Origin of the sequence: Oerskovia sp. NPDC056781 (assembly GCF_042789955.1) — a bacterium.
Classification (GTDB): Bacteria; Actinomycetota; Actinomycetes; order Actinomycetales; family Cellulomonadaceae; genus Oerskovia; species Oerskovia rustica.
Map to the genome: position 1 here is coordinate 1 of NZ_JBHUAD010000005.1, position 26,833 is coordinate 26,833.

The window sequence follows — 26,833 nt, forward strand, 5'->3', positions numbered from 1 at the left end:
GAGCCGGGCTGGTCCCGGCTCCGCCCTCGCCGTGCCTGCGCCCGTGCCGGCCCTCCGGACCTTCCCCGCCCGACGGCGCCTCTCACCCGGGCGCGCACCGTCGCCCGCTCCTGGATCACCCCGCTCCCCCGGCGCGCGTCGCCCCGAGGGTGCACGCCCGGTGGCATGCTGAGCAGCGATGGGACAGGCTGGGTCGACCGGGGGCGGCACCGGCGTCCCGGTGTCCGCCGCTCTCACCGGTACCCGTTCGACGAAGGAGACCCACCGATGCTGCTGCGTCACGTCGCGAGGCCCATGCTGGCCTCCTGGTTCATCTACGACGGCGTGCAGGCCGCCCTCAAGCCCGCGGAGCACGTGCGCGCCGCCCGACGGGGCGTGAGCCTCGTCGGTCAGCAGCTCGGCGTCGAGGAGCCCCTCAGCGAGAAGCAGGTCTCGGCGCTGGTCCGGGCTCACGGCGCGGCGACCGCGGTCGCCGGTCTCTTCCTCGCGTTCGGCAAGGCGCCCCGGACCGCCGCCCTCACGCTCGCGGCCCTGAGCATCCCCCTCGCGGTCGTCAACCAGCCCTTCACCCCGAGCGACGTGCCCCGCGACGTGCGCACCCGCAAGTTCGTGGGCAACCTCGGCGCGATCGGCGCGGCACTCATCGCCGGGGCCGACTACGAGGGCCGCCCCGGTGTCCGCTGGCGCGTCGACCGCGCCCGCAAGGACCTCGACCTGGCCAAGAACGCCAAGCACCAGGTCGACGCGGCCAAGCACAAGGTCGAGTCCGCGACCGACAAGGCCACGCACGCCGTGACGGCGAGCGCCCGCACCGCGACCCGCACAGCACGTCGCGCCGCGAGCACGGCGGCCGGGACCGTCAAGGGCGCCGTCTCGCACTGAGGACCGATGGCACCACCGGCAGTACCGAGGAGGCCTGCACCGGTCTCCTCGCGGGACCGCCTCCGGTTCACCGACGGATCGCTCGACGCGGCCCGACGACGGCAGGTGAGCGACGCCGTCGGGCGGTGGACGGGCCCGGCCGAGGACCGGACGGAAGGTCCCTCCGAGGGCCCGGTGCCATAACCTGGGGCATGTGACCAGCGACCTTCCTGCCGCCCGCCCCGACGAGACGACCCCCGCACTGCCGGCGTGGCCCGCACCCAGCCGGACCGGCGCGACCGCCGGTGCCCCGCTCGACGCGACCGTCGCGGTCCCGGGCTCCAAGTCGCTCACCAACCGCCTCCTCGTGCTCGCGGCCCTCGCCGACGGGCCGGGCGTGCTGCGCGGCGCGCTGCGCAGCCGCGACACCGACCTCATGGCCGCGGCGCTGCGCGACCTGGGCGTGGGCATCACCGAGGGCGACGACCCGAGCGAGCTGCACGTGACGCCCGGCGCGCTGCGCGGCCCCGCCGAGATCGACTGCGGCCTCGCGGGCACCGTCATGCGCTTCGTCCCCGCGGTCGCGGCCCTCGCCGACGGCACGGTGCGGTTCGACGGCGACGAGGGCGCACGCGTGCGCCCCATGGGACCCGTGCTCGACGCGCTGCGCGACCTGGGCGTGCCCGTCGAGGGCCAGGACACCCTGCCGTTCACGATCACCGGACGCGGCGCGGTGCGCGGCGGGCACGTCGACGTCGACGCGTCGGGGTCGAGCCAGTTCGTCTCGGGCCTGCTGCTCGCCGCCGCGCGCTTCGAGCAGGGCGTCACGCTGCGCCACACGGGCCCGACGCTGCCGAGCGTGCCCCACATCGACATGACGGTCGAGGTCCTGCGCGAGGTCGGCGTCGAGGTCGACGACTCGCGCCCCACGATCTGGACGGTCTCCCCCGGGCCGATCGCCGCGCGCGACGTCTACGTCGAGCCCGACCTCTCGAACGCCGGGCCGTTCCTCGCCGCAGCCCTCGTGGTCGGCGGCACGGTGCGCGTCCCGGGCTGGCCCGCCGTCACGACCCAGCCGGGCGCCATGATGGCCGAGCTCCTCACCGCGATGGGCGGTCGCGCCGAGCTGGCGGACGGCGTCATGGCCGTGACCGGAACGGGCGAGGTCCGCGGGATCGACGTCGACCTCCACGAGGCCGGCGAGCTCGCCCCGACCATCGCGGCTCTCGCCGCGATCGCCGACTCCCCCAGCCGCCTGCGCGGCATCGCGCACCTGCGCGGGCACGAGACCGACCGCCTGGCCGCGCTCGCGACCGAGATCACGCGCCTGGGCGGGCGGGCCGAGCAGACGCACGACGGCCTCGTCATCACCCCGCGCCCGCTGCACGGCGCCACGTTCCGCACGTACCACGACCACCGCATGGCGACCTCGGGCGCCCTGATCGGGCTGCGCGTCCCCGGCGTGCTCGTGGAGGACGTCGAGACGACCGCCAAGACCCTGCCCGGGTTCACCACCATGTGGGACCGCATGCTGAGCGCCACGGGATCGGCGAGCTGATGGCGCGGCGCGTCCGCGACGAGTCCGACTTCCGCGACCGGGCGAGCAACAAGAACTCGCGCCCGCGGACCAAGCAGCGTCCCCAGCACGAGGACGCCGAGACCGGGCTCGTCACGGGCGTCGACCGCGGGCGCTACACGCTCCTGCTCGACGAGGACCAGCCGACCGAGCGCACCATCCTCGCGATGAAGGCGCGCGAGCTGACGCGCAACCGTGTGGTGTGCGGCGACCGCGTCGACATCGTGGGCGACACCACGGGCGAGGACGGGACGCTCGCGCGCATCGTCCGCATCCAGGAGCGCACCTCGACCCTGCGGCGCACGGCCGACGACACCGACCCGTACGAGCGCATCATCGTCGCCAACGCCGACCAGCTCGTGATCGTCACGGCCCTCGCCCAGCCCGAGCCCCGCACCCGCATGATCGACCGCTGCGTCGTGGCCGCGTACGACGCGGGCATGGAGGTCCTGCTGTGCCTCACCAAGGCGGACCTCGCCGACGCGACGCCGCTGCGCGAGCTCTACGAGCCCATCGGGGTCAAGGTCGTCGTGACGCGGCGGGTGCACGACGAGGACTCTCCCTCCGGGACCGGCGACGGGGCCGGGCAGGACGGGCACGGCGGGCACGGCGGGCACGGCGGGCACGGCGACGAGCCCGGCCACAACTCCTCCGACGCGGCCGAGGACGCGTGGCGCATCGAGCCGCTCGAGGCCGTGCGCGCCGAGCTCGAGGGTCGCACGTCGGTCCTCGTGGGCCACTCGGGCGTCGGCAAGTCGACGCTCGTCAACGCCCTCGTGCCGGACGCGTACCGGGCCACGGGCGTCGTCAACGACGTCACGGGCCGTGGTCGGCACACGTCGACGTCGGCCGTCGCGCTGCGCCTGCCCGACGCCGACGGCAACCCCGCGGGGTGGGTCATCGACACGCCCGGCGTGCGGTCGTTCGGGCTCGCGCACGTCGACGTCGAGAACCTCCTCAAGGCGTTCGACGACCTCGACGTGGTCGCCGACGACTGCCCGCGAGGCTGCACGCACCTCGACGGCGCGCCCGACTGCGCGCTCGACGACTGGCTCGAGGCCTCCCCCGAGGACGAGAAGGCGGCGCGTACCGCGCGTGTCGAGTCGTTCCGACGTCTGCTGGCGGCGCGCACCGGTACGGTGTGAGCCATGCCGACCTACGACGACGACCTGCGCCTGGCTCACGTGATCGCCGACCAGGTCGACTCGCACACCATGTCCCGCTTCAAGGCCCTCGACCTGTCCGTGGAGTCCAAGCCGGACAACACCCCGGTCAGCGACGCCGACCGCGCCGCGGAGGAGATCATCCGCAGCCACCTCTCGCGAGCCCGCGGACGCGACGCGATCGTCGGTGAGGAGTTCGGCGAGACCGGGCACGGCGCCCGCCGCTGGATCATCGACCCGATCGACGGCACCAAGAACTTCGTGCGCGGAGTCCCGGTGTGGGCCACGCTCATCGCGCTGGCCGACGGCGACGAGATCGTCGTCGGGCTCGTGTCCGCTCCTGCCCTGGGCCGCCGCTGGTGGGCCGCCAAGGGCACGGGCGCGTGGAGCGGGCGCTCGCTTGCGGCCGCGAGCAGGCTGCGGGTCTCGCAGGTCGGCAAGCTGGACGACGCCTCGCTGTCCTACTCGTCGCTGTCCGGGTGGGAGGAGCGCGGCAAGCTCGACGCGTTCCTCGACCTGACCCGTGAGACCTGGCGCACGCGGGCCTACGGCGACTTCTGGTCCTACATGCTCGTGGCCGAGGGGGCCGTGGACGCCGCCGCCGAGCCCGAGCTCGAGCTCTACGACATGGCGGCCCTGGTCCCCATCGTCACCGAGGCCGGCGGGACGTTCACGTCCCTCGACGGGTCGCCCGGGCCGTGGGGCGGCAACGCCGTCGCCACGAACGGCCTGCTGCACGACGAGATCCTCGGCCGGTTGTCCTGACGGTGCCGGCGGCCCGGCTGCCCGGCGGACGAGAACGGACCTGAGGTCGTCATCCGGTGGACGGCGGCCTCAGGTCCGTTCTCGACGCCTTGACGCTGCGCGACGGGCTACTTGGCGCGGGGGACGCTCTTGAGCTCCGACCAGTCGTACCAGAGCAGGTCGCGCTCGCTCACGCGGTCGAGCGCGGCGTCGAGGTCCTCGTCGCGGTCCTCGTCGGCGGCCGCGAAGACCTCGGCGATGTCCGCCGCGGCCTCGGGCTCGTCGACGTGGACGCACACGATGCGCACCTCGGGGATGGACGCCGTGACGTCGACCGCGCTGGGCGCGAGGTCGTCGGTCGACTCGTCGTCGCCGGGCTGGGTCAGCGCGACCATCTCGTCGGGCACCTCGACCGTGACGACGAGACGCTGGCGCGGGGCACCGACGCGGCCGGCGATGAGCGCGAGCGAGTCGTCGGCGGCCTCGAGGGCCGCGGCGAACTCCAGGCCCTCCTCGTCCTCGTCGGGCAGCTCGCGGGAGAGGGCGGACGTGACGGCGTGGGCCGCTCGCGGGGCGAGGGACCAGACGGCCTCGTCGCCGGTCACGGTGACGGCGTCGAGCTCGTCGACGGTGGCGGGAACGTAGATGCGCATGGGATCAGTGTGCCGGTTCCGGGACGCGTTCGCGTGGTCCACCCTGCGTGGACGTGCTCACGGGAGGCCCGACCGCCCCTCGCACCCTCTCGGCGAGGTCGGCGACCGCCCGCCGGACCGGGCTCTGCGGCGCGTGCTCGGCGAGGGTCCTGCCCGCGAGCAGCACCGCGTCGAGAGTCTGCCGATCGTCCGGGAGGACGTGCAGGTCCGTGACACCGCCGTACCGACCGAGCGCGTCGCGGACCGCCGCCTCGGGTCGGGGCCCGGCCGCCGAGGACCGGACCCGGTTCGCGACCACGATCCGCAGCGCCCCGCCCGTCGTACCGCTGTCCGCAAGGTCTCCCAGACCCCGGACGAGCCGTTGGATGCCGACGGCGTCGGACCCGCCGACGACCAGCACGACGTCCGCGGCGGCGAGCGCGCTGAGCGTCGCCCCGTTGCGCTGCGGGGCGCGGGTGTCATACGACAGCAGCTCGTCCTGCTCGAGCCCGAACCCGCAGTCGATCACGGTCCAGTCGGCGAGCGCCCGCGACAGCCCCCAGACGACGTCGAGCGACGTCGCCGGGAGCTCTGGCCAGCGCGCGGCACGCGTGATCCCGGTCAAGACACGCAGTCGCGGTGCGACGACCGGGGCCAGGCGCGCCAGCCCCGCGAGGTCGAGGGTTCCCTGCCCCGCGCTGCGAGCGGCTGCCGCGAGGCCCGGTGACTCGTCGAGCAGGCCGAGGTGCTGGGCCACCGAGGCGGCGTAGGTGTCGGCGTCGACGAGGAGCACCTCGGCAAGGTGCCCGCCCTCCGCGCCCGACGGCGTGTCCTGGCCCCGGCGGCGACGTCGCCCACCTCGCCGCTCCCGGGGGGCGTCCGAACCGGCAAGCTCGGCCGCGAGGTGCACCGCCAGCGTCGTCCGCCCGGGAGCGCCGGCCGGTCCCCAGACCGCGACGACCCTCCCGGCCCGCGGGGCCGGGTCGTGCGCACCGTCGCCGCCCGGCCCAGCGGGGAGGCCACCCGACGGCGGTCCTCCCTGTCCACCGTGCCGCCCCCGCCCGTGGGCCTCGTCGCGGACCGTCGCGACGAGCACCTCGCTCGGGGTGTCCTCGTCGAGGACCACGTCGACACCGATGGCACGCAGCCGGTCGCCGAGCCACTCCTGCCGCCCCGCGAGCACGACGACCCGCACACCGCACTCGTGCAGGCGCGCGATCGACTCACGGTCGATCCCGGGCAGGTCGGCCGAGATGATCGCGGCCGTCCCTGCGCCGGCTCCGGCCGCGGCGAGAAGCTCGGTGAGGTCCGCACACCGGCGCGCCACGGCGACGCCGGACCCGGGGGACGTCAGTGCTGTCACGACCGCGGTCTCGCCGCTGCCCCGCACCGCGCACAGGACCGACGCGACGGGCAGCGTCGCGTCGGCGGTCATGCGCTGCCGCCCGCGACGGGCACGACAGCGATCTCGCCCTCGGCCGCGAGTGCCGCGAGGACCCCGGGCAGCTCGTCCGTGGGAACCAGCACGTGGAGCGTGGTCGGTCCTCCGGTCACGAGCGTCCCCCCGGACTCGGCGACCTGCGCGACCACGACCTGGGAGGCGAGCGTGTAGGGCCCGCTCCCGTCCTTCTCGTCCGCCTTGCGCTCGGCCGCCGTGGCCCCGTCGCCGGAGGTCGGGACGAACCAGACGTCCACGAGGGCACCGTCGGTGACCCTGTCGGACAGTGCCCCCGCGACCGGGATCGCCACGGCACGGACCGCGAGCTCCTCCGACCCGCCCACCGCGGAGCGGGCCACGAGCTCCCCGTCACCCACCACACGGAGCGCCACCAGGTCGTCGGGCAGCGGTCGCCCCGCGAGGAAGTACTTCCCGTCCCCGGACCCGAGGCGCACCTCGACGGCCCGGAGGTTGCTCGCGTCGACGGGCTCGCCCGGTGTGAGCGGACCAGCCGCGGCGTAGACGGCGACGGTCCGACCGGCCGACGACACGGCCCACGAACCGAGGGCGACCGAGGCTGCGACGAGCACGAGCCCGAGGAGCAGCCGAGGGTCCCGCCAACCGGGCCGTCGGAGTCGGGCGACCGTGGGCGTCGGCAGCGGGTCGAGGGAGCTCGTCATGAGTGTCCGTTTCGTCGTCGGGAGATGTCGTGCGGGTGGGGACGGGGCGACGCCCCGAGGGGCGAGCATCAGGGGGCCAGGGGGCCATCATGCCGACCGACGCGCCCCGCGCGAGCCGAAGGGGCGGTCGCCTGTGGACAACCCGGACCCGTGTCGGCTCCGTGAAAGACTGTTCCCATGTCACAGCGCTTCCTCACCCTCGCGGACGTCACGGAGGAGCTCAACATCTCTGCGGCACAGGCCTACGCGCTGGTCCGCAGCGGTGACCTCCCGGCGATCCAGGTCGGCGGACGAGGGCAGTGGCGGGTCGAGGCCAGCGAGCTCGAGGGTTACATCCAGCGCATGTACGCACAGACCCGCACCCGGATCGACGCGGGCGACTTCGAGTCCTGAGCTCCCGAGCGGTCGCCGTCGGCGTGACGCGATCGCCGCGCCACGCACCCCCTGCTCCCCCTGCACCCGCGCCTGCCCCCTGGTCCGTCGCCTACGACTCGCTCACGCAGAGCAGCGCCGCGAACGGGACGACACGGCTGCTCCTCGCGCCACCCCCGGTGTCCGTGACGTCCAGGTGGTCCCTGCCGACCCGTCCGACGCGTCCGTCGACCTCACCGGCGAGCGTCCGCACGCGGACGACGGCGCGGTCGCGCATGAGCGCCCTCAGCAGGGCCGGCAGCCCGCGGCCGGCGCCTGTGCCGGAGGGCGCGGGGACGCCGTGCGCGCTGAGCCCGTCGAAGACCGCGGTCGCGAGCAGAGGCACGACGTGCCGTCGATTCCCGTCCGCGAGCATGAACCAGTCGGCGGCGACCGCCCGGACGTGACCGGTCAGGCGGGAGCCGTCGGTGAGCCTGACCACGACCGGCCGACCCTCGACGCTCCCCCGCAGGCGGTCTGCGAGCGAGATCGTGGCCTGCTCGGCACGGGTGAGGTCCGCGAGCACGTGGGCGTCGGCCTGGACGTCGGCGGCGTCGAGCTGTGCCTCGAGGTCGGCGAACAGCAGGTCCCAGCGCACGCCCACACCGTAGCGGTCGGCCCGGGGGTTTCGTCCAGAGGCGTCCGAACTGCGAACTACCTCTGGACAACTTGAGAGTGGTCTAGTTTGATGTAGCACGATCAAACTGCATCAAACGCGATGATCGGTCCGAGCACGGACCCGACGTCGTCGTCCATCTTCAGGGGGAAGAATGGCGCAGCACTCCGGACCCGACCACGCGACCGCACGGCGAGACCCTCGACACGGCCCGCGGCTGGCTGCGCTCCTCGCCCTCGCCGCCGCGACCGGCGCCGCCGCAGCCCTGCTCACCCTGCGGGTCCTGACGCTCGCGGGCGATCTCCCCACCCCTCGCTTCGAGACCTATCTGGAGCTGCCGCTCGTCGGAGCGGGAGGCCTGCTCGCCGCCTGGGTCGCGACCAGCTCCTTGCTCGCCGTGGCGTGCGCCCTGGTGCGCGCCGCGGGACTCCGATGGTCGGCCGGCGAACGGATCGTCCGTCGGCACGCGCCCGCCCTCGTCCGCCGGCTCGCCAGCACGAGCGTCGCCGTGTCGGTCGGGGCAGGGCTCGTCCTGGGCGCAGGGAGTGCGCAGGCGGCCGAGGTCGACCCAGCAACCCCCGTCCCCGCACCCGCGGTCGTCGATCTCGGCTGGCAGAGCACGTCTTCCGAGCAGACCGTCGCCCCGGAGGCGGCGCTCCCCGCGGCCGGACCGACGGGGGTTCCTACCGACTCCGTCGCGGACAGCCCGCAGAACGTGCCCCTGGTCCCCGACGACAGCGAGCCTCCCGCCGCCGAGACGGGTACCGACACAGGCACCCCGACGGTCGACACCGGCAGCCCGGTCTCCCCGGACCTGGGCACGGGGCAGCCGGAGGACCCCGCGCCGCCGACCGACGTGCCCGGTGACCACGGCGCTGGTAGCCCCGCGCCACCCTCGACCGACGGGGTCTCGAGCACCGGCGCGTCGAGGCCCGGCCACGTCCCGCTCAGCGGGCTCCTGGGCGGGGCGCAGCGCGTCGTCCCGGCCCCGCAGCCCGACAACCCGCTCACCGTGGCGTCGTCGGGCGCGGCTCGGTCAGAGGGCGGGACCGTCGTTCCCCCGCCCGGCAACGGGAACGACGCCTCGACCGTCTCGGTCGTCGTCCTGCGCGGCGACTCCCTCTGGTCCCTTGCCGAGCGAGCACTCGGCGAGGGGGCGACCGACGGGGAGGTCGCCGCGGAGTGGCAGCGCTGGTACGCGGCGAACACCGCGGTCATCGGCGAGGACCCCGACCTCATCAGACCGGGTCAGGTCCTCCGGGCACCCCGAACTCCCTGACCCTGCGACCTCTGCACAGCACCGCCGACCTCGCACTCCGTCCACCGGTCGTCCTTCGACGCACCGGCCCTTGCCGACCCCAGGAGACGTCATGCCGATCACCGCCGTTCGCCACCACGCCCGCCCGATTCGTTCCGGTGCGGCCCCCCGCCTCGCCGCCTCGCCGGCCGCGCTCGCCCCAGCCGTCCCGCGGGGGCCCCGGGTCCTGACCTTCGGGGGTGCACCGCAGTTCCCCGTCGCCGAGGACCTTGCCGACAACGGCCGGCCCGTCACGTCGACGACAGAGCTCGCGCTCCCGGACCCGACGTCGATCTGCTGCTCGGTCGTCCGGGCTGCCGTCGAGGTACTGCGCGGTGAACGGCCCGTTGCGCAGCTCCAGCGGTGGCTCGCCCCGGACGTCTTCGACGCACTGGGCCGACGCGCGCTGCTGATGCAGGGGTCCACCGAGCCGGACGTGGCGGCACGCCCGGTCGTCGTCCGCAGGGCGCGGCTCGTGCGCCTCGGCGAGACCACGGCCGAGGCCACGGTGGTCCTGGAGGACATGGACAGGGTGCGAGCGGCGGCCCTCCGACTCGAGGCCCGACGCGGCGTGTGGCGCGTCGTGGTCCTCGAGATCGGCTGACCGCCGCTCGTCGGTGTCCTCTCGGAGAGGGCTACTCCTCTTCGTTCAGCCCGTGGCAGAGCTTGTACTTCTTGCCCGAGCCGCAGGGGCACTTGGCGTTGCGGGGCGTGCCGGGGAACGTGCGCCCGTCACCCTCGACCGCGGTGGCCTCGCCGTGCAGGGCGCGGCGGGCACGGCGCGAGCCGTCGCCGGAGACCACGGCCTGACCCGAACCGTCGTCTGACGGCGCCGAGTACTGCAGCGGCACCTGCTCGCTCGGGCCGTCGAGGCCCTTCGCGATGAGCGTCGGCTCGGCCTTGGGCGCCGGTGCGACCGGCGCGTCCACGAGCTCGTCCTCGACAGGCTCGTCCTGCACCGCGTCGGCCTGCGCCGCCGCCTGGGCCTGCGCAGCCTCGGCAGCCGCCCTGGCGTCCGCCGCAGCCTTCGCCGCGGCCCCGGCCGCCGCAGCGGCCCCCGCCGCACCGGCGGTGCCGCCGAAGGCCTGACCGGCCACCGACTGCGCGGCAGCCGCCGCCGACACCGGGTTGACCGGCGACGCGTCGGGCTCGGCCACCTTGACCTCGAGGTTGAAGAGGAAGCCGACCGACTCCTCCTTGATGGCCTCGGTCATGGCCTGGAAGAGCTGGAAGCCCTCGCGCTGGTACTCGACCAGCGGGTCGCGCTGCGCCATGGCGCGCAGGCCGATGCCCTCCTTGAGGTAGTCCATCTCGTAGAGGTGCTCACGCCACTTGCGGTCCAGCACCGAGAGCACCACGCGGCGCTCGAGCTGACGCATGTTCGAGCTGCCCAGCGACGCCTCGCGGTCCTGGTAGGCCACGCGGGCGTCCGACAGGATCTCCTCGAGGATCAGCTCACGCGTCAGACGCGTGGCTCCCCCGGCCTGCTCGAGCACCTCGTCGACCTCGATCGAGACCGGGTACACCGCACGCAGCGCCGTCCACAGCGCCTCGAGGTCCCAGTGCTCCGGGTTGCCCTCGGACGTGGCGCCGTCGACGTAGGCCGTGACGACGTCCGTGATGAAGTGCTGGACCTGCTCCTGCATGTCCTCGCCCTGGAGCACGCGGCGACGCTCGTCGTAGATGACGGTGCGCTGGCGAGAGAGGACGTCGTCGTACTTGAGGACGTTCTTGCGGATCTCGAAGTTGCGCGCCTCGACCTGGCCCTGCGCGCTCGCGATGCCGCGCGTGACGATCTTCGACTCGAGGGGCACGTCGTCGGGGAAGCCCGCGCGGTTCATCATGGACTCGGCGAGACCCGAGTTGAACAGGCGCATCAGGTCGTCCTGCATCGACAGGTAGAAGCGGGACTCGCCCGGGTCCCCCTGACGGCCGGAACGACCACGGAGCTGGTTGTCGATACGACGCGACTCGTGGCGCTCGGTGCCCAGGACGTAGAGCCCGCCGAGCTCGGTGACCTCGTCGTGCTCGGCGGCCACGGCGGCCTTGGCGCGCTCGACGGCCTCGGGCCACGCGGCCTCGTACTCCTCGGGGTTCTCCGCGGCATCGAGCCCGCGCGCGGCGAGGTCGGCGACCGCCATGAACTCGGCGTTGCCACCGAGCATGATGTCGGTACCACGGCCGGCCATGTTGGTCGCGACCGTGACCGAGCCCTTGCGGCCCGCCTGCGCGACGATCGCGGCCTCGCGCTCGTGCTGCTTGGCGTTGAGGACCTCGTGCGGGACGCCCTGCTTCTTGAGCTTCGAGGACAGGAGCTCGGACTTCTCGACGCTCGTGGTGCCGACCAGGACCGGCTGCCCCTCGGCGTGGCGCTCGACGATGTCCGCGACCACGGCGTCGAACTTGCCCTCCTCGTTCTTGTAGACGAGGTCCGGCTGGTCCACGCGCTGCATCTTACGGTTCGTGGGGATGGGCACCACGCCCAGCTTGTACGTGCCCTGGAACTCGGCGGCCTCGGTGTCGGCCGTACCGGTCATCCCGGAGATCTTGTCGTACAGGCGGAAGTAGTTCTGGAGCGTGATCGTGGCGAGCGTCTGGTTCTCCGCCTTGATCTGCACGCCCTCCTTGGCCTCGATGGCCTGGTGCATGCCCTCGTTGTAGCGGCGGCCCGCGAGGATACGGCCCGTGTGCTCGTCGACGATCATGACCTCGCCGTTGAGCACGACGTAGTCCTTGTCGCGCTTGAAGAGCTCCTTGGCCTTGATCGCGTTGTTGAGGAACCCGATGAGCGGCGTGTTGAGCGACTCGTACAGGTTCTCGATGCCGAGGTAGTCCTCGACCTTCGCGATGCCGGGCTCGAGCACACCGATGGTGCGCTTCTTCTCGTCGACCTCGTAGTCGGTCTCCGGGCTCAGTCGGCGGACCACCTTGGCGAACTCGCCGTACCAGCGGTTCGCGTCGCCCGACGCGGGACCCGAGATGATGAGCGGGGTACGCGCCTCGTCGATGAGGATCGAGTCGACCTCGTCGACGATCGCGAAGTTGTGGCCGCGCTGCACCAGGTCGTCGGTGCTCCAGGCCATGTTGTCGCGCAGGTAGTCGAAGCCGAACTCGTTGTTCGTCCCGTACGTGATGTCCGCGGCGTACTGCTCGCGGCGCACCGCGGGCGTCTGGCCAGAGATGATGCAGCCGGTCGTGAGGCCGAGGGCGCGGAAGACGCGGCCCATCAGGTCGCTCTGGTACTTGGCCAGGTAGTCGTTGACCGTGACGACGTGCACGCCCTTGCCCGTGAGCGCGTTGAGGTACGCGGGGAAGGTGCCGACGAGGGTCTTGCCCTCACCGGTCTTCATCTCCGCGATGTTCCCCAGGTGCAGGGCCGCGCCGCCCATGAGCTGCACGTCGTAGGCACGCTGCCCGAGGGTGCGGCGGGCGGCCTCACGGACCGCGGCGAACGCCTCGGGAAGGATCTCGTCGAGCGTCGCGCCGTTCTCGAGCCGTTCCTTGAAGCGGTCGGTCTCCTCGCGCAGCTCCTCGTCGGTCAGGTCCTCGAAGCTGGGCTCCAGCTTGTTGACCTGCTCTGCCAGGCCGGACAACTTCTTCAGGATCCGGCCCTCGCCGAAGCGCAGGACCTTCTCGAGGATCGCAGGCACGCAGTACTCCCGTATCGATCGCGCCCCCGGGCCGGACGGTCCGGGGCGAATGCGAGGCGACCACCTGGCGGCAGTCGGCTGGATCACACCACAGACCATCGTAGGCGAGTCCGGCACGTGGGTGGGCTTCTGTCCGGTACCTGTGGTTTCGCTCTCCGGCGAAACGGTCGGTCCGGGGCGCGAGAGCTACCCGGCAGCCCCGGCGTCCACCCGCCCGACCTCGGCCGCGAGCGCGGGCGCCAGGTCCCCCGCCTGCCCGACGACGACGTCCGCCAACCCCAACCAGGTCGCCATGAGGCGGAGCTCGGCCGCGAGCTCCGGCGCGGTGCCCGCGTCGGCGTGCTCCTCGCGGTGCGCCGACAGGACCCGGAGCAGCCCGGCGCGACGGTCCGCCTTGAGGTCGACCTTCGCGGTGATGCGGTCGCCCTGGAGGAACGGCAGCACGTAGTACCCGTGGACCCGCTTGGCCGCGGGCACGTAGATCTCGATGCGGTAGTACGTGCCGAAGAGCCGTTCGAGGCGCGTGCGCTCGAACACGAGGGGGTCGAAGGGGCTGAGCAGCGCGCGCCCCTGGGCGCGACGCGGGAGGGCGGCGTCCCGGTGCAGGTACGTGCTCTCGTCCCAGCCGCGGACCTCGACGGGGCGCAGCACGCCCTCCTCGACGAGCTCGGCCAGCGCGCGGCGCGGGGCGGGGCCCTTGAGCCGGAAGTAGTCCTGGAAGCAGCGCAACGTCCCGACGCCGTGCGCCCGCGCCCCGATCTCCAGCAGGCGGCGGATCGCGTCCTCGTCACTCACGGGCGGCGCGGCGAGCACCGCGGGCGGCAGGACCCGCTCGGTCAGGTCGTAGCAGCGCTCGAACGCGGCGTTGCGACGCGCCGCCGTGATCTCGCCCGTGAAGAAGAGGAGCTCGAGGGCCCGCTTGGCCAGGGACCAGTTCCAGCCCCACTCGACCGTGCCGCGGGCCTCGCCCATGCCCTGGGCCTCGAGGATCTCGTGGACCTCGCTCGCCGTGACCGGCCCGCGCTCGGCCACGATCCGCCGGACGTGCTCCACGACGGCCGAGTGGGAGGCCTCGACCCCGCTGATCGACCCCCAGGCCTCGGTGCGGTACGCGCGTTGGCGCCACTCCAGGAGCCGGTAGGTCTCGGGCGGGACGTAGGACGCGACGTGCGCCCAGTACTCGACGAGCCGGCGCGGTGCGCGTCCCGCCGCCCGGTCGAGCAGCGACACGTCGTACGGGCCGAGCCGCGAGTACAGCGGGACGAGGTGGGCCCGGGCCAGGACGTTGACCGAGTCGATCTGGAGGAGCCCGAGCCGGTCCACGGTGCGCTGCACCTGGCGCAGCGTGACCTGCCGGGGCGCGGCGACGTCGGGCCGTGGGGCGTGCAGGCCCTGCGCGGCGAGGGCGACCCGGCGGGCCTGGGCGAGCGACATCGACTCGGTCTTCACCCGACCCATCCTGCCGCGCGCCACCGACACCCGCCCTGCCGGTCCGGGACGCACCGACGGGGTGGCGCCGCCTGGTCGGCGACGTCACCCCGTCGGGTCAGCTGGTGGCGGCGGTCAGCCCGCCTCGGATGCGGCCTTGGTGCCGCCCGCGCAGGACGTGTCGAGCGCGATGACCCCGTAGCTCCATCCCCGGCGCCGGTAGGCGACCGAGGGGCGGGCCGTCTCCACGTCGACGAAGAGGTAGAAGTCGTGGCCCACCATCTCCATCTCGTAGAGGGCGTCGTCGATCGTCATGGGCTCTGCGGAGTGGAGCTTCTGACGGATGACGACGGGCGAGTCGCCGAGCTGGGTCTCGACCGCGTCCCCCGGTGCTGCCGGGTGCTCCGGCGCGGGCTCGGGGTGCTTGTCCTCCGGGATGAACGGCCGGACGTCGACGGGCGGGGCGGGGTTGTTGTTGCGGTGGTTCTTGCGACGGTCGCTGACGCGTCGCAGCCTCTCCTGGAGCTTGTTCATGGCCAGGTCGAGCGCCCCGAACCGGTCGTCTGCTGCCGCCTCGGCGCGCACGACGGGTCCCTTGGCGCGGACGGTCAGCTCGACCCTCTCGCGCACCTCGGACAGTCGGGGGTTGTTCTCGTGGGTGACCTCGACGTCGATCCGCTGGGCGGTCGGTGCGAGCTGCTCGAACTTCGCGAGCTTTTCTTCCACGTGTCGGCGGAAGCGGTCAGCCACTTCCGTGTGCCTGCCGACGACAACGATCTCCATGTGAGCCTCCGCAAAGGGTCTCGGACGCTCTCGGTACTTCCAGAGCGTCCCGTGTGGTCCTGGGTCTGGCTCCCCCGAGGGGGATCCGGAGTACCTATCACCTCCCTGCCCGAGGACCTTGCCTCGGGTCGATCGCTCTGTGGCCGCACGGGTCCCCTACCAACCGTTCCCCGTGACGACTGGTCCCTAGGTTAACCCTCCCGGTTGGTAAAGGCAGCATCTTCGGCAGATGAACTTCAGGTGGCGCGTCACCTCGCCGCGGAGGGGGTGTCGCAGCGAGCGCGACCGCGCCGAGGACCCGGGCTCCGGCGTCCTCCAGCGCCCGCTCGCACGCCGCGAGCGTGGCCCCGGTGGTGAGCACGTCGTCCACCAGGAGGCAGGCGGTACCAGGCGGCGGGAGCCCTCTGCGCGCGGCTCGACGGGCGACGCGGACGCCCCGGAGGCGTGCGCCACGGCTCCTCGAACCCAGGCCGACCTGGTCCCGCCCCCGCCGTCCCCGCTGCGCCAGGACGGGCGCCGCGACCGCGTCGACCCCGGCGTCCGCGAGGCCGCGGGCGAGCGCCTTGGCGAGCCCCTGGACGGGCTCGGAGCCGCGTGCGCGGCGCGCCGCGGCGGACGACGGCGCAGGCACGACCAGGACGCGCACCGGTGCGCCGGACCGGGCACTCTCCCCCGGCCCGACGGCGTCGCGCACCCAGGGTGCGACGGCACGCCCCGCGCGGTACGCGGCCCTCTCGACTGCCGTCGAGAGGTCGTGACGCCCCTTGTCCTTCCACGACACCACGATGCCCCGGAGCGGGCCGGCGTACGGTGCGAGAACCCACACCGGCAGCAGTGGGGTCCCGTCCATCCGGTCGAGCCGCGGAGCGTCGGCCTCGCGTCGGGTCGGGGGGCGGTCCAGGACCTGGGCGCACGCCGAGCAGAGCGGGACGTCCAGCGCACCGCAGCCGGGGCACTCGACAGGGAGGAGCAGTCGCGAGAGAGTGCGCACCCACCTGTTCAGGGCGGCGAGGGGGCCGGGGAGGCGGGCGGGCTCGGGCTGCTGGGGGCGGTGGTGCACGGCCATGATCGTGCAGGACTGCTCGGCAACGTTCTCGTCGTCGGGCACGCGCCTGTGGACAGGTGCGCCGGGCACGGGCCTGTGAACGGCCTACTCCCGGTCACCTCGCCACAGGCGCCCCGGCCTCAGCCCGGGAACGCCGGCAGCGCGACGTTCTCGATCCTCTTCTCCCAGACGGCGCCCGACCTGCTGCGCCCGAACAGCGTCCCGTCCTGGGTGAGGACCTGGACCGTCCGGTCGCCGTCGCCCGCGCTGATCGCCGTCGCACCCGCCACCGGTGAGAGCCGCGTGGTCTCGCCACCGACCAGGACGAGATGGACCGTCGGGGCGGCCTCCGTGTCGTCGGTGCCCAGGACCGCGAGCGTCGTCTCGTCGGCCCAGACGACCTGCGAGGCCGAGGTGATGGGGGCACCGACCCGGAACGGCTCCGAGAGCCCCGTCGGGACGTCCTTCTCGTCGCGGACGATCCCGGCGACGTCCACCCGGGCACCGGCACCGGCACCTGCACCGTCCGAGCTGACCACCGCGATCCGGGCGCCGTCGTGCGCGACGCGGATCGACTGCACGGTGCGCCCCGCCAACCACGGCGCGGCGACCGTGACGGGTTCACCCGCCTCCGCGAGGTCCGCACGGACGACCTGCAGCGCGCCCGACTGCGCCCGGGGACCCGACCACACCCCGCCGAACCGGTCGACGCTCGGTGCGAGCAGGTCCTCACCCGTCAGGAGCGGGACCTGCGGCAGGTTCTTGGTCGCGAGCCGGACGAGCCCGTCCGTGCCGTCGCGGACCACGAGCGGGCGCGCGTTGCTGCCCTGCGCCAGCGCGGTGGCGGTGGTCCCGGCGAGCGAGACCGCCGGGGACAAGGAGGTCGCCTCGTCCGCGCCCCCGTCGAGCGCCTTGACCTCGCCCTCCGCCGCGACGACCTCGCTGCCCTCCGTCACCGCCTTCGTCGGCACCGTCCCGCCCGTGGGGGTGCTCAGCAGGTCCTCCCCGCGGTAGAGGTTGACGGTGAGCGGCAACGCGTCGAAGAGCGTCGCCGCGAGCTGGGCCTTGAGGAGCGCGCGGTCCTCGGGTGGCGCGAGCGAGATCGTGTCCGTCAGCCGGACCTCGGTGACGCCGCCCTCGCTCGGCACCGCGTCGATGCTCAGACGAGTTCCCTCGGGGACCACGGGCGCCGTCGCGCCCCTCAGCCACTCGACCGGCCCGATCAGGATCTCCGTCACGGCGCTCGTCTGCCACCCCCGGTTGGGGAACCAGCGGTCGTCGGGGACGAGCACCTCGCGATCGGCCGACGGGAAGTACAGGCGGGTCTGGCGGAAGGCTGCCTGGAAGCTGCTCTCGGACAGCAGCAGCCCGTCCTCGGCCGTCTCGATCCGCCACTGCCCGTCGACCTGGCGGACCAGCCCGAACGACACCGGGACGGCTCCCTCCCCGCCGGGGACGTCCTCGGTGTAGACGCCCCGCTTGTCCAGGGCCCCGACGACCGTCGCACTGCCCGTGACCGTCACCTGCCCCGTCTTCACGGCCTCCTCGTCCATCGTCAGGTCGAGGTCGCCGTCGAAGACCAGGACCTGGGAGTCCCAGCTCCAGGCCTCGGCGTCCGTGAGGAACTCCTGGGCGACGTCGAAGTCACCGGCGGGGCCGGCCGCCTGCGCTGTCAGGAAGCCCGACACGATCCGCACCGGGTCGTCCCCCGCGACCGGTCCCCGCGCGCGCAGCCCCGGTGCGTTGAACCCCTGCACCACGTCGCTGCCGCGGATCACCGGACCCGAGGTGGGGATCGACGCGCAGCCGGACAGCGCGAGCGCCGCCGCGACGAGCCCTGCTCCGAGGGCGCTCGCCGGCCTGCCGGGTCGTCGGTCGGTCATCGTGCCTGCTCCTCGTCGACGGACGTGCCGGGTCGTTCGGTGACGACGCCCTGACGGACGAACGTGAGGTTCTCGTCGGGAAGGACGGGCAGCGCCGAGGGACTCGTGGTCCCCTCCGTGGGGTCCTCGACACGCTCGATCTGTCCCGTCGGCGGGCGCAGACCGCGTCCGTGGGTCGGCTCCTGCGGCACCAGGGGAAGCGGCGACGCCTCGAGCCGGATCCCGGCGCGCAGCGGGAGCGTGAGCCGGAAGGCGGCTCCCTGGCCGGGGCGCCCCCAGACCTCGAGCCACCCGCCGTGCAGGTGCGCGTCCTCGAGCGAGATCGCGAGGCCGAGCCCCGTCCCCCCGGTCGTGCGGGCGCGCGCCGGGTCGGCCCGCCAGAAGCGGTCGAACACGTGCAGCGCCTCGTCCTGGGTCATCCCGACGCCGTGGTCCCGGACCACCACCGCGACCGCGTACCGGTCGTGGGCCACCGTGATCTCGACCGGCTTCTCCTCGGCGTGCTCGATCGCGTTGACCACGAGGTTGCGCACGATCCGCTCGACCCGACGAGGGTCCACGTCCGCGGTCACGGCCTCGTCCGGGAGGTGCACCGACATCCACACGCCCTTGCGTTCCGCGAGCGGCGCGGCGAGCTCGACGGCCGCGTTGACCACGTCCCGCACGTCGCGGCGCTCGGCGTCGAGCTGCGCGGCCCCAGCGTCGAACCGGCTGATCTCCAGCAGGTCGGCCAGGAGGTCCTCGAACCGGTCGAGCTGGGTCTGCAGGAGCTCGGCCGACCGCTTGGACGCCGGGTCGAAGTCGTCGCGCGAGGCGTGCAGGACCTCGCCCGCCATCCGGATCGTCGTGAGGGGTGTGCGCAGCTCGTGCGACACGTCCGACACGAAGCGCCGCTGCAGCAGGGACAGCTCCTCCATCCGGCCGATCTGGAGCTGCAGGCTCTCCGCCATCTCGTTGAACGACCGGGCGAGCGTCGCGAGCTCGTCGTGGCCCTTGACGGGGAGACGTTCGTTCAGGTGCCCGTCGGCGAGCCGCTCCGCGACCCCCGCGGCGTTGCGGACCGGCTGGACCGCCTGACGGGTCACGACCCAGGTGATGAGGCCCAGGATGCCCACGACGAACACCGCACCGACGACCAGGGTCCCCTGCAGGAACGAGAGGGTCTCCTGCTCGGGCGCGAGCGTGTACAGGAAGTAGAGCTCGTAGACACCGACGGTCGGCACCTGGACCTTCGACCCCACGAGGACCCCGGGGTCCACGGGCGAGTGCGGGTCGGACGGGTCGCGCGGGATCGCGACCGACTGGAGCTCGCGGCCGTCGCTCTCCATGACCGCGGCCCGGAGCTCGTCCGAGACCAGGCTCGCGAGCTGGTTGTCGGTGCTCACGTCGTTGAGGCGCGACGGCGCCCCCTCGGGCCGCATGAGGAAGATCTTGCGGTCGGGGCTGCCGCTCGTGCGCAGCGTGTTGTGCACGTCGAGCAGCAGCGTCTGGATCTCGGAGTCCTTGGTCTTGGACACCGAGGCCGTGAACAGGCTCTGGGCCTGCTGGATCGAGTTGGCGCTCTCGACGTTGATCTGCTCGAGACGCTGGTCGAACAGGCCGTCGCGCATCGTGCTCGACAGGTACGCGCCGAGGGCCGCGACCGTGATCACCCCGACGACGAGCGCGGTCCCGACCACGCGGAGCTGCATCGACGACCGGGCCCGCCAGGTGAGCCGACCGACCGTGGCCCGCACGCGCCGTCGGGCGCGACGGAACGACCGCCCCACCCGCACGCGCAGCGACGGAGCGCTCACCCGCGCGCCGCGCCCGCCTTGTACCCGACGCCGCGCACGGTCAGGACGATCTCCGGGTTCTCCGGGTCGTGCTCGACCTTCGACCGCAGGCGCTGCACGTGGACGTTGACCAGGCGCGTGTCCGCCGCGTGACGGTAGCCCCAGACCTTCTCGAGGAGGACCTCGCGCGTGAAGACCTGCCAGGGCTTGCGGGCGAGCGCGACCAGGAGGTCGAACTCGAGGGGCGTGAGCGCGATGGGGCGGCCGTCGCGCGTGACCCGGTGCCCGGTCACGTCGATCTCGACGTCGCCGATCGCGAGGTGCTCGGGGGCGGGCTCGTCCGAGCGGCGCAGGCGTGCCCGGATCCGCGCGACGAGCTCCTTGGGCTTGAACGGCTTGGAGATGTAGTCGTCCGCGCCGGACTCCAGGCCGAGCACGACGTCGACCGTGTCGCTCTTGGCCGTGAGCATGATGATGGGCACCCCCGACTCCGCACGGATCAGACGGCACACCTCGGTGCCGTCCTTGCCGGGCAGCATGAGGTCCAGCAGGACGAGGTCCGGCTGGGTGCTGCGGAACGCGGCCAGAGCGAGGTCCCCGTCCGCGCAGAACACCGGGTCGAACCCCTCGGACCGCAGCACGATGCCGATCATCTCGGCGAGAGCGGTGTCGTCGTCGACCACAAGCACACGTACCTTCATGGCCCCATTTTGCCATCGACCGCGGGCTCGTCGGTCCGACCCACCGTGGGGCGGCCGGTGTTCACCCGAACGGCCTGGCCGCCGCGTCGGCCGGTCCCCCGTACTAGGGTGGTCCGCTACCGGGCCGGACGCCGTCGTGGCGTCGTGCACGGCCTCATCAGGACGAGCCCTCGGGGCCCGACAGAACCGAGCGGGGACAGCAGAGCAGATGACGACGCCCGACGACGCCGGCACGCCAGCACCGGACGACACCCCGCGGTACGGCCAGCGCGCCCCGCAGCCACCGGCGGCCCCGACACCGCCCGTCGGCGGGCCGCCCGCGCAGCCCGGTCGGTACGGCCCCCCGGCACAGCCCGGCCAGCCTGCGCCGGCCCAGCCCACGTCGAACGCGTGGGGGCAGCCGCAGTACGGGCAGCAGGGCCAGTACGGCCAGCCCTCGGGCGAGCCCGGCCAGTACGGTGCGCCGCAGTACGGCCAGCCCGGCCAGTACGGCGCACCGCAGTACGGCGGACCCCCGCAGCCCGGCTACGGTCCGCCGTCCTTCGCGGGCAAGCCCTACGCCCCGCCCGCGAACAAGCCCGGCATCATCCCGCTGCGCCCGCTGAGCCTCGGCGAGATCTTCGACGGCGCGTTCGGTGCGATCCGCGCCAACCCCAAGGTGATGCTCGGGATGAGCGCGACCGTGATCGCGATCGCGACGGTCCTCGGCCTCGGGCTGGGCGTGCTGATCAGCGGGATCTTCTCGCCCCAGCTCGCCCAGATCGAGGCCGAGCTGAGCGTCGAGATGGGCGCCGACGCCACGGGCCTCACGGAGATGTTCCCCCTCCTCGGCGCCTCGATGGTGTCGTCGGTCGTGCTCGCCCTCGCGATGCCCGTCGTCAACGGCCTGCTCATCACCTCGGTGGGCCAGTCCGTGATCGGTCGCAAGGCGAGCGCGAGCGAGGTCTGGGCCCAGGCGAAGTCGAAGATCTGCCCCCTGCTGGGCTTCTCGATCCTCTGGTCGGTCGCCCTCGGGGCCGTCTGGTTCGTCTACCTGCTCCTCACGGTCCTCGCGTTCACGGCGGACGTCGGCCTCGGCATCGCCGTCGCGCTCCTCGGGCTGCTGGGTCTTGCCGTGTTCGGCTGCTGGTTCCTCGTCCGCACGCTCCTCGTCCCGCCGGCCATGGTCCTCGAGGGCCAGGGCTTCGCGAGCGGCGTGAAGCGCGGCTGGACCGTCTCTCGCGGCTCGTTCTGGCGGCTGCTCGGGATCTACCTCCTGGCCTCCGTCGCGGTCGGCACCATCACCTGGCTCGTCTCGCAGCCGTTCGGGATCATCGGCGGCATGGTCTCGCTCATGAGCATGTTCGCGATGTACGCGATCGTGGCCGTGGGGTCGATCGTCACGGGGGTCATCAGCGCGGTGTTCCTCGCGGGCGTCGTCTCGCTGCTCTACATCGACGTCCGCATGCGCCGCGAGGGGCTGGACGTCGAGCTCACGGCCGCGGCCGAAGAGCACACGGGCCACGGACCGGCGTGACCGGCGCGCTCCCTGCGTCGCTCGCCGCCTGGCAGGCGGCAGCCCCGGCGCACCTCGGCCTTGCGCAGGGTGCCCGGTGGGACGTCCCGGTCGTCCCCGACGCCGACACCGCGCGGCAGTGGCTGAAGGAGGAGCTCCTCGACCCCGTGTACGTGGACCAGCCATCGCTCCTGTCGCGCTTCGTCGACTGGCTGACCGGCCTGTTCACCGACGTCCGTGTCCTCGACGTGAACCCCGTCGTGGCCTCGCTCGTGATCGTCGGGCTCGTCCTCGTCGTGGCGGTGGTCGCCTACGTGGTCACGGGCCCGGTCCGCCTGTCCCGCAAGGCCCGTTCGTCGGTCGCGGTGTTCGACGACGACGAGCGCTCGGCCAAGGACCTCCGGGCCGCGGCCGACGCCGCCGCCTCGGCGGGCGACTGGCCGACCGCCGTCGTGGAGCGCTACCGCGCCGTCGTGCGCTCGCTCGAGGAGCGCGTGATCCTGGACCCGCGCCCCGGTCGCACGGCCCACGAGGCCGCGGACGACGCCGCCCTGCGCCTCCCGGCGCTCGCCGACCGGCTCACGGCCGGCGCACGCCTGTTCGACGACGTCCGGTACGGCAAGGTGTCGGTCGGCCCTGCCGCCGACCAGGCGCTGCGGGAGCTCGACGCCGCGACCCTCGCCACGGCGCCGACGCCGCCCGCCCACCTGCTCGGCGGCCTGGAGCCCGACTCCCCCGCGCCGGCGCCCACCCCCTCCGGAGGCTCCTGGTGACGACTGGTCTCGATTCACCGCCTCCCCCGGTCTCGGCGCCCGACACGTCGGCTGCGGCCGTCACCACGGCCTACGTCCCTGTGCGCGTGATGGGCGACGGCACCACGACCGGCTCCCGAGCCGCACGCCGGTGGCGGGCCGCGCGCTGGCCGCTCGCCGTGCTGCTCCTGATCGCGATCGTCGCGGGGCTCGCCGCACTGTCGCGACCCGCCGTCTCGAGCACCCCGTTCGCCCCGGACAACGCCGGGCCGAACGGCGCCCGGGCCCTTGCCCAGGTGCTGGGCGACCAGGGCGTCGACGTCGAGCACGTGACCACGACCGCGGACGCGGTCTCCCGTGCCGACGCCGGGACGACGCTCCTCGTGACCTCCGACCTCAACCTCCTGCCCGAGCAGGTCGACGCGATCCTGGCGACCGAGGCCGACCTGGTGCTCCTCGAGCCGGGGTACGACCTGCTCGAGGGCGCGACCGACGGGGCCGCGACCCTGGGCGACGACTGGACGTCGCCCGACGCCCTACGGAGCCCGCAGTGCACCGACCCCGACGCGACCGCCGCCGAGGAGATCCGCAGCACGGGCTTCGGCTTCACCTCGACCGGCCCCGGGTCGGTCGTCTGCTTCCCCGGCGACGACAGCCCGCCCGACACCGGCGCCTACCTGGTCCACGAGGGCGATCGCCGCGTCGTCGCGCTCGACGACGCGGGGCTGATCACCAACTCCCGGATCGACCAGGACGGCAACGCGGCCCTCGCGCTGCGCTCGCTCGGCCGGCACGAGACCCTGACCTGGTTCGTCCCCGACCTCCTGGACACCTCGTCCACGGACACCTCCGTCGCGGGGGCGGCCACGCTGCCACCGTGGGTGCCGATCGTCCTCGTCCAGCTCCTCGTGGTCGCCCTGTTCGCGGCGCTCTGGCGCGGGCGCCGCCTCGGTCCGCTCGTGACCGAGGACCTCCCGGTCGTCGTCCGCGCGTCGGAGACGACACGTGGCCGCGGGCGCCTGTACCGCCGGTCCCGCTCACGCGGCCACGCCGCAGCAGGTCTGCGGGCTCACAGCGCCGATCGCATGGCCTCACGCCTGGGCCTGCCCCGGTCCGCAGCCGCCCCCGCGCTGATCGACGCGGTCGTCCGCGCCACGCACCGCCCGGCCGAGCAGGTCGCGCACCTCCTGTACGGCCCACCACCCGCCGACGACGCAGCGCTGCTCGAGCTCGCACGTCACCTTGACCAGTTGGAGAGCGAGGTCTTCCACCCGTGACGCACCACCCCGAGGGGTCGAACCCCTATCAGCAGCCCGCGGACCGCTACGCGCCACCGCAGGCCCAGCCACCGCAGCCCGCACAGCCTGCGCCCACCCACCCCCAGGGCCAGGCCGAGCCCCCGGCGCAGCCGCCCGCGTACGGCGCCCCCGTCCCTCCGGCGCCCGCTGCCCCCGCCCCGCACGCCGTCGACGACGCACCCGCCCAGGCTGCGCCGTCGGGCCCCTCGCACGAGCTGCGCGCGGCCCTGGCCGCGGTGCGGACCGAGGTCGGCAAGGCCGTGGTCGGCCAGGACGCCGCGGTCACGAGCCTGCTCATCGCGATGCTCTGCAAGGGCCACGTGCTCCTCGAGGGCGTGCCCGGGGTGGCCAAGACGCTGCTCGTGCGCACGCTCGCGGCGTCGCTCGACCTGGACACCAAGCGCGTCCAGTTCACGCCCGACCTCATGCCGGGCGACGTCACGGGCTCGCTCGTGTACGACGCGCGCACGGCCGAGTTCAGCTTCCGCGAGGGCCCCGTCTTCACGAACCTGCTGCTCGCCGACGAGATCAACCGCACGCCCCCCAAGACCCAGGCCTCGCTGCTCGAGGCCATGGAGGAGCGCCAGGTCTCGGTCGACGGCACGCCCCGCCCGCTGCCGGACCCGTTCCTCGTCATCGCGACGCAGAACCCCGTCGAGTACGAGGGGACCTACCCCCTCCCCGAGGCCCAGCTCGACCGCTTCCTGCTCAAGCTCGTCCTGCCGCTGCCCGAGCGTGACCAGGAGATCGAGGTCCTCGCACGGCACGCCGCCGGTTTTAACCCGCGCGACCTGGCCGCGGCGGGCGTGCGACCCGTCGCGGGCCGCGACGTCCTGGACCGTGCACGCGCCGAGGTGGCCCGGGTGCAGGTGTCGCGCGAGGTCCTCGGCTACGCCGTCGACCTGTGCCGCGCCACGCGCCACTCGCCGTCGCTGTCGCTCGGCGTCTCGCCGCGAGGCGCCACGGCCCTGCTCGCGACGTCTCGTGCGTGGGCCTGGCTGTCCGGTCGCGGGTACGTCACGCCCGACGACGTCAAGGCCTTGGCCCACCCGACGCTTCGCCACCGCGTCCAGCTCCGGCCCGAGGCCGAGCTCGAGGGTGTGACCGCCGAGAGCGTGCTCGACACGGTGCTGGCCTCCGTGCCGGTCCCGCGCTGAGCGCCGCGTGCCTGAAGGGATGACATGGCTCTGACGTGGCGCGCCGTCGCGCTGGCGGCCCTCGGCGTGGTGGCGGTCCTCGTGGTGCCCTCGTACGGCACGGTGCTGCTCTGGGCGCTCGTCGTGGTGGCCCTGTGCGCCCTCGACGTGACCCTCGCGGCCTCCCCGCGCCAGGTCGCCGTCGAACGGCGCGTGCCGGGCTCGGTGCGCCTCACGGGGCGGGCGACGTCGCAGCTCGTCGTGACGAACATGACCGGGCGGCGGTTGCGGGCCGTGGTGCGCGACGCCTGGGCCCCTTCCGCCGGCGCGCGCGACAACCGGCACCCCGTCGACCTGCCCCCCGGGGAGTCGGCGCGCCTGGCGACCGTGCTCGTCCCGACCCGGCGCGGTGACCGTGCGGCGGGGGCCGTCACGATCCGCTCCTCGGGACCGCTCGGCCTCGCGGCCCGCCAGGTCTCGCTCGATGTACCGGGGCGGCTGCGCGTGCTGCCCGAGTTCGCCTCTCGCCGTCACCTGCCGAGCCGGCTCGCGCGGCTTCGCGAGATGGACGGCCGCTCGGCCGTCCAGGTGCGCGGCGAGGGGACCGAGTTCGACTCGTTGCGGGAGTACGTGATCGGTGACGACGTCCGCTCGATCGACTGGCGGGCCTCGGCCCGCCGCGCGGACATGGTCGTGCGGACATGGCGTCCCGAACGCGACCGCCGCGTCCTGATCGTCCTCGACACCTCCCGGACGTCCGCCGCGCGCATCGGCGACGAGCCACGCCTCGACGCGAGCATCGAGGCGGCGCTGCTGCTCTCGGCCCTCGCAGGGCGCGCGGGCGACCGGGTCGAGCTGTTCGCGTACGACCGCGGCGTGCGGGCACGTGTCGCGGGCGCGGCCGGTCCTCGGCTCATGCCCGCCCTGGCGGACGCGCTCGCCCCCGTCCAGCCCGTGCTGCTCGAGACCGACTGGCCGGGGCTCGTCGGCTCGGTGCACCAGCGGCTCTCGCAGCGCGCGCTCGTCGTGCTGCTCACGACCCTCGACCCGGCCGCGGTCGAGACGGGCCTGCTGCCCGTCGTCGGTCAGCTCACGGCCAAGCACCAGGTGGTCGTCGCCTCGGTGGCGGACCCCGAGGTGGCGGCCCTGCGCGACGCACGCGACTCGAGCGCCGAGGTCTACGACGCCGCGGCCGCCGCGCGTGTCGAGCTCGAACGCACCGCGGTGCGTACCGTGCTGTCCCGCAAGGGGGTCGAGGTCGTCGAAGGGCTGCCCGAGGAGCTCGCCCCGCGGCTCGCCGACACCTACCTCGCGCTCAAGGCCGCGGGACGCCTCTGACGACGCCGTCAGGACGAGCGCGCCCTCCGGGTCCTCTCGGCCTGACGGCTCGTCCGTTCTCACCCCACCGTCACACGGTCCCGGCGAGATGCCTCCACCCCACGGCCTAGGCTGGTGGCAGAGACCCCGAC

The 26,833-nt window shown here is 73.7% G+C and carries 23 protein-coding genes; 12 read left to right on the forward strand and 11 right to left on the reverse strand.

What is annotated here, in order from left to right; all coding sequences use genetic code 11:
• The first annotated feature begins 267 nt into the window (after positions 1 to 267).
• The 4 genes from ACFRCR_RS00990 (at position 268) to hisN (ending at position 4,365) form a co-directional block, all read left to right on the forward strand.
• Positions 268 to 882, forward strand: a complete 615-nt coding sequence (locus ACFRCR_RS00990) for a DoxX family protein (protein ID WP_377674721.1) — start codon at positions 268 to 270, stop codon at positions 880 to 882.
• A 193-nt stretch (positions 883 to 1,075) separates the two neighbouring features.
• Positions 1,076 to 2,419 (forward strand): 3-phosphoshikimate 1-carboxyvinyltransferase, encoded by a 1,344-nt coding sequence (aroA, locus tag ACFRCR_RS00995; RefSeq protein WP_377674723.1) that lies wholly within the window; start codon positions 1,076 to 1,078, stop codon positions 2,417 to 2,419.
• Positions 2,419 to 3,582 (forward strand): ribosome small subunit-dependent GTPase A, encoded by a 1,164-nt coding sequence (locus tag ACFRCR_RS01000; RefSeq protein WP_377674725.1) that lies wholly within the window; start codon positions 2,419 to 2,421, stop codon positions 3,580 to 3,582. The genes aroA and ACFRCR_RS01000 overlap by 1 nt, the downstream gene beginning before the upstream one ends.
• Positions 3,583 to 3,585: 3 nt before the next feature.
• Positions 3,586 to 4,365, forward strand: a complete 780-nt coding sequence (hisN, locus tag ACFRCR_RS01005) for a histidinol-phosphatase (RefSeq protein WP_191790823.1) — start codon at positions 3,586 to 3,588, stop codon at positions 4,363 to 4,365.
• A gap of 107 nt (positions 4,366 to 4,472) precedes the next feature.
• Here the strand turns inward: hisN and ACFRCR_RS01010 are convergent, their stop codons facing one another.
• Genes ACFRCR_RS01010 through ACFRCR_RS01020 form a run of 3 tightly spaced genes read right to left on the reverse strand, consistent with a single transcriptional unit; the run spans position 4,473 to position 7,094 of the window.
• Entirely contained in the window at positions 4,473 to 4,997 is a 525-nt protein-coding gene (locus ACFRCR_RS01010; RefSeq protein ID WP_377674727.1) for a DUF6912 family protein, read from the reverse strand.
• Between the two features lie 4 nt (positions 4,998 to 5,001).
• Positions 5,002 to 6,411: a CpaE family protein gene (locus tag ACFRCR_RS01015; RefSeq protein WP_377674729.1), complete on the reverse strand. Its 1,410-nt coding sequence runs from the start codon at positions 6,409 to 6,411 to the stop codon at positions 5,002 to 5,004.
• On the reverse strand, positions 6,408 to 7,094 hold the full coding sequence (locus ACFRCR_RS01020; RefSeq protein WP_377674731.1) for a hypothetical protein: 687 nt from the start codon (positions 7,092 to 7,094) through the stop codon (positions 6,408 to 6,410). The genes ACFRCR_RS01015 and ACFRCR_RS01020 overlap by 4 nt, the downstream gene beginning before the upstream one ends.
• A 177-nt stretch (positions 7,095 to 7,271) precedes the next feature.
• Here ACFRCR_RS01020 and ACFRCR_RS01025 point away from each other — a divergent pair, with 177 nt between their 5' ends.
• Positions 7,272 to 7,487: a helix-turn-helix domain-containing protein gene (locus ACFRCR_RS01025; protein ID WP_138823467.1), complete on the forward strand. Its 216-nt coding sequence runs from the start codon at positions 7,272 to 7,274 to the stop codon at positions 7,485 to 7,487.
• A gap of 91 nt (positions 7,488 to 7,578) precedes the next feature.
• Here ACFRCR_RS01025 and ACFRCR_RS01030 read toward each other — a convergent pair whose 3' ends face one another.
• Positions 7,579 to 8,103: a hypothetical protein gene (locus ACFRCR_RS01030; protein ID WP_377674733.1), complete on the reverse strand. Its 525-nt coding sequence runs from the start codon at positions 8,101 to 8,103 to the stop codon at positions 7,579 to 7,581.
• Positions 8,104 to 8,275: 172 nt separating this feature from the next.
• On the opposite strand from ACFRCR_RS01030, the gene ACFRCR_RS01035 reads away from it, so the two are divergent.
• Both ACFRCR_RS01035 and ACFRCR_RS01040 read left to right on the forward strand, forming a co-directional pair.
• Positions 8,276 to 9,400, forward strand: a complete 1,125-nt coding sequence (locus tag ACFRCR_RS01035) for a hypothetical protein (protein WP_377674735.1) — start codon at positions 8,276 to 8,278, stop codon at positions 9,398 to 9,400.
• Positions 9,401 to 9,491: 91 nt separating this feature from the next.
• A complete protein-coding gene (locus ACFRCR_RS01040; RefSeq protein ID WP_377674737.1) occupies positions 9,492 to 10,022 on the forward strand; it encodes an Rv3235 family protein in 531 nt (176 codons plus the stop codon).
• A 31-nt stretch (positions 10,023 to 10,053) separates the two neighbouring features.
• On the opposite strand, the gene secA is transcribed toward ACFRCR_RS01040, so the two are convergent.
• From secA to mtrA, 7 genes are all read right to left on the reverse strand, one after another.
• On the reverse strand, positions 10,054 to 13,068 hold the full coding sequence (gene secA / locus ACFRCR_RS01045; RefSeq protein ID WP_377674739.1) for a preprotein translocase subunit SecA: 3,015 nt from the start codon (positions 13,066 to 13,068) through the stop codon (positions 10,054 to 10,056).
• Between the two features lie 186 nt (positions 13,069 to 13,254).
• Entirely contained in the window at positions 13,255 to 14,526 is a 1,272-nt protein-coding gene (locus ACFRCR_RS01050) for a winged helix-turn-helix domain-containing protein (protein WP_377674741.1), read from the reverse strand.
• A gap of 105 nt (positions 14,527 to 14,631) precedes the next feature.
• On the reverse strand, positions 14,632 to 15,279 hold the full coding sequence (gene hpf / locus ACFRCR_RS01055) for a ribosome hibernation-promoting factor, HPF/YfiA family (RefSeq protein WP_377674743.1): 648 nt from the start codon (positions 15,277 to 15,279) through the stop codon (positions 14,632 to 14,634).
• Positions 15,280 to 15,376: 97 nt separating this feature from the next.
• Positions 15,377 to 16,345, reverse strand: a complete 969-nt coding sequence (locus tag ACFRCR_RS01060) for a ComF family protein (RefSeq protein WP_377674782.1) — start codon at positions 16,343 to 16,345, stop codon at positions 15,377 to 15,379.
• A gap of 119 nt (positions 16,346 to 16,464) precedes the next feature.
• A complete protein-coding gene (locus ACFRCR_RS01065; protein ID WP_377674745.1) occupies positions 16,465 to 18,207 on the reverse strand; it encodes an LpqB family beta-propeller domain-containing protein in 1,743 nt (580 codons plus the stop codon).
• Positions 18,204 to 20,003 carry an MtrAB system histidine kinase MtrB gene (mtrB, locus tag ACFRCR_RS01070; RefSeq protein WP_377674747.1) on the reverse strand — a complete coding sequence of 600 codons (1,800 nt, stop codon included), beginning with the start codon at positions 20,001 to 20,003 and terminating at the stop codon, positions 18,204 to 18,206. The genes ACFRCR_RS01065 and mtrB overlap by 4 nt, the downstream gene beginning before the upstream one ends.
• Positions 20,000 to 20,683 (reverse strand): MtrAB system response regulator MtrA, encoded by a 684-nt coding sequence (mtrA, locus tag ACFRCR_RS01075; protein ID WP_138823451.1) that lies wholly within the window; start codon positions 20,681 to 20,683, stop codon positions 20,000 to 20,002. Before mtrA ends, mtrB begins: the two co-directional genes overlap by 4 nt.
• 208 nt (positions 20,684 to 20,891) lie before the next feature.
• Between mtrA and ACFRCR_RS01080 the strand changes: the two genes are divergently transcribed.
• From ACFRCR_RS01080 to ACFRCR_RS01100, 5 genes are all read left to right on the forward strand, one after another.
• Complete coding sequence (locus ACFRCR_RS01080; protein ID WP_377674749.1) at positions 20,892 to 22,199, forward strand: hypothetical protein; 1,308 nt, start codon at positions 20,892 to 20,894, stop codon at positions 22,197 to 22,199.
• On the forward strand, positions 22,196 to 22,951 hold the full coding sequence (locus ACFRCR_RS01085) for a DUF4129 domain-containing protein (protein ID WP_377674751.1): 756 nt from the start codon (positions 22,196 to 22,198) through the stop codon (positions 22,949 to 22,951). The genes ACFRCR_RS01080 and ACFRCR_RS01085 overlap by 4 nt, the downstream gene beginning before the upstream one ends.
• The gene (locus ACFRCR_RS01090; RefSeq protein ID WP_377674753.1) at positions 22,948 to 24,207 is read left to right on the forward strand and encodes a DUF4350 domain-containing protein; all 1,260 of its coding nucleotides are present in this window, start codon (positions 22,948 to 22,950) and stop codon (positions 24,205 to 24,207) included. Before ACFRCR_RS01085 ends, ACFRCR_RS01090 begins: the two co-directional genes overlap by 4 nt.
• Before the next feature lie 236 nt (positions 24,208 to 24,443).
• Positions 24,444 to 25,385: an AAA family ATPase gene (locus ACFRCR_RS01095; RefSeq protein ID WP_377674784.1), complete on the forward strand. Its 942-nt coding sequence runs from the start codon at positions 24,444 to 24,446 to the stop codon at positions 25,383 to 25,385.
• A 24-nt stretch (positions 25,386 to 25,409) separates the two neighbouring features.
• On the forward strand, positions 25,410 to 26,702 hold the full coding sequence (locus tag ACFRCR_RS01100) for a DUF58 domain-containing protein (RefSeq protein WP_377674755.1): 1,293 nt from the start codon (positions 25,410 to 25,412) through the stop codon (positions 26,700 to 26,702).
• Positions 26,703 to 26,833 lie beyond the last annotated feature (131 nt).

Bases quoted from the DNA above. Each gene is read 5' to 3' on its own strand.
- ACFRCR_RS00990 (WP_377674721.1), top strand. From the start codon at position 268: ATGCTGCTGCGTCACGTCGCGAGGCCCATGCTGGCCTCCTGGTTCATC.
- ACFRCR_RS01000 (WP_377674725.1), top strand. From the start codon at position 2,419: ATGGCGCGGCGCGTCCGCGACGAGTCCGACTTCCGCGACCGGGCGAGC.
- hisN (WP_191790823.1), top strand. From the start codon at position 3,586: ATGCCGACCTACGACGACGACCTGCGCCTGGCTCACGTGATCGCCGAC.
- ACFRCR_RS01010 (WP_377674727.1), bottom strand. From the start codon at position 4,997: ATGCGCATCTACGTTCCCGCCACCGTCGACGAGCTCGACGCCGTCACC.
- ACFRCR_RS01015 (WP_377674729.1), bottom strand. From the start codon at position 6,411: ATGACCGCCGACGCGACGCTGCCCGTCGCGTCGGTCCTGTGCGCGGTG.
- ACFRCR_RS01020 (WP_377674731.1), bottom strand. From the start codon at position 7,094: ATGACGAGCTCCCTCGACCCGCTGCCGACGCCCACGGTCGCCCGACTC.
- ACFRCR_RS01025 (WP_138823467.1), top strand. From the start codon at position 7,272: ATGTCACAGCGCTTCCTCACCCTCGCGGACGTCACGGAGGAGCTCAAC.
- ACFRCR_RS01035 (WP_377674735.1), top strand. From the start codon at position 8,276: ATGGCGCAGCACTCCGGACCCGACCACGCGACCGCACGGCGAGACCCT.
- ACFRCR_RS01040 (WP_377674737.1), top strand. From the start codon at position 9,492: ATGCCGATCACCGCCGTTCGCCACCACGCCCGCCCGATTCGTTCCGGT.
- ACFRCR_RS01050 (WP_377674741.1), bottom strand. From the start codon at position 14,526: ATGGGTCGGGTGAAGACCGAGTCGATGTCGCTCGCCCAGGCCCGCCGG.
- hpf (WP_377674743.1), bottom strand. From the start codon at position 15,279: ATGGAGATCGTTGTCGTCGGCAGGCACACGGAAGTGGCTGACCGCTTC.
- ACFRCR_RS01060 (WP_377674782.1), bottom strand. From the start codon at position 16,345: ATGGCCGTGCACCACCGCCCCCAGCAGCCCGAGCCCGCCCGCCTCCCC.
- ACFRCR_RS01065 (WP_377674745.1), bottom strand. From the start codon at position 18,207: ATGACCGACCGACGACCCGGCAGGCCGGCGAGCGCCCTCGGAGCAGGG.
- mtrA (WP_138823451.1), bottom strand. From the start codon at position 20,683: ATGAAGGTACGTGTGCTTGTGGTCGACGACGACACCGCTCTCGCCGAG.
- ACFRCR_RS01080 (WP_377674749.1), top strand. From the start codon at position 20,892: ATGACGACGCCCGACGACGCCGGCACGCCAGCACCGGACGACACCCCG.
- ACFRCR_RS01100 (WP_377674755.1), top strand. From the start codon at position 25,410: ATGGCTCTGACGTGGCGCGCCGTCGCGCTGGCGGCCCTCGGCGTGGTG.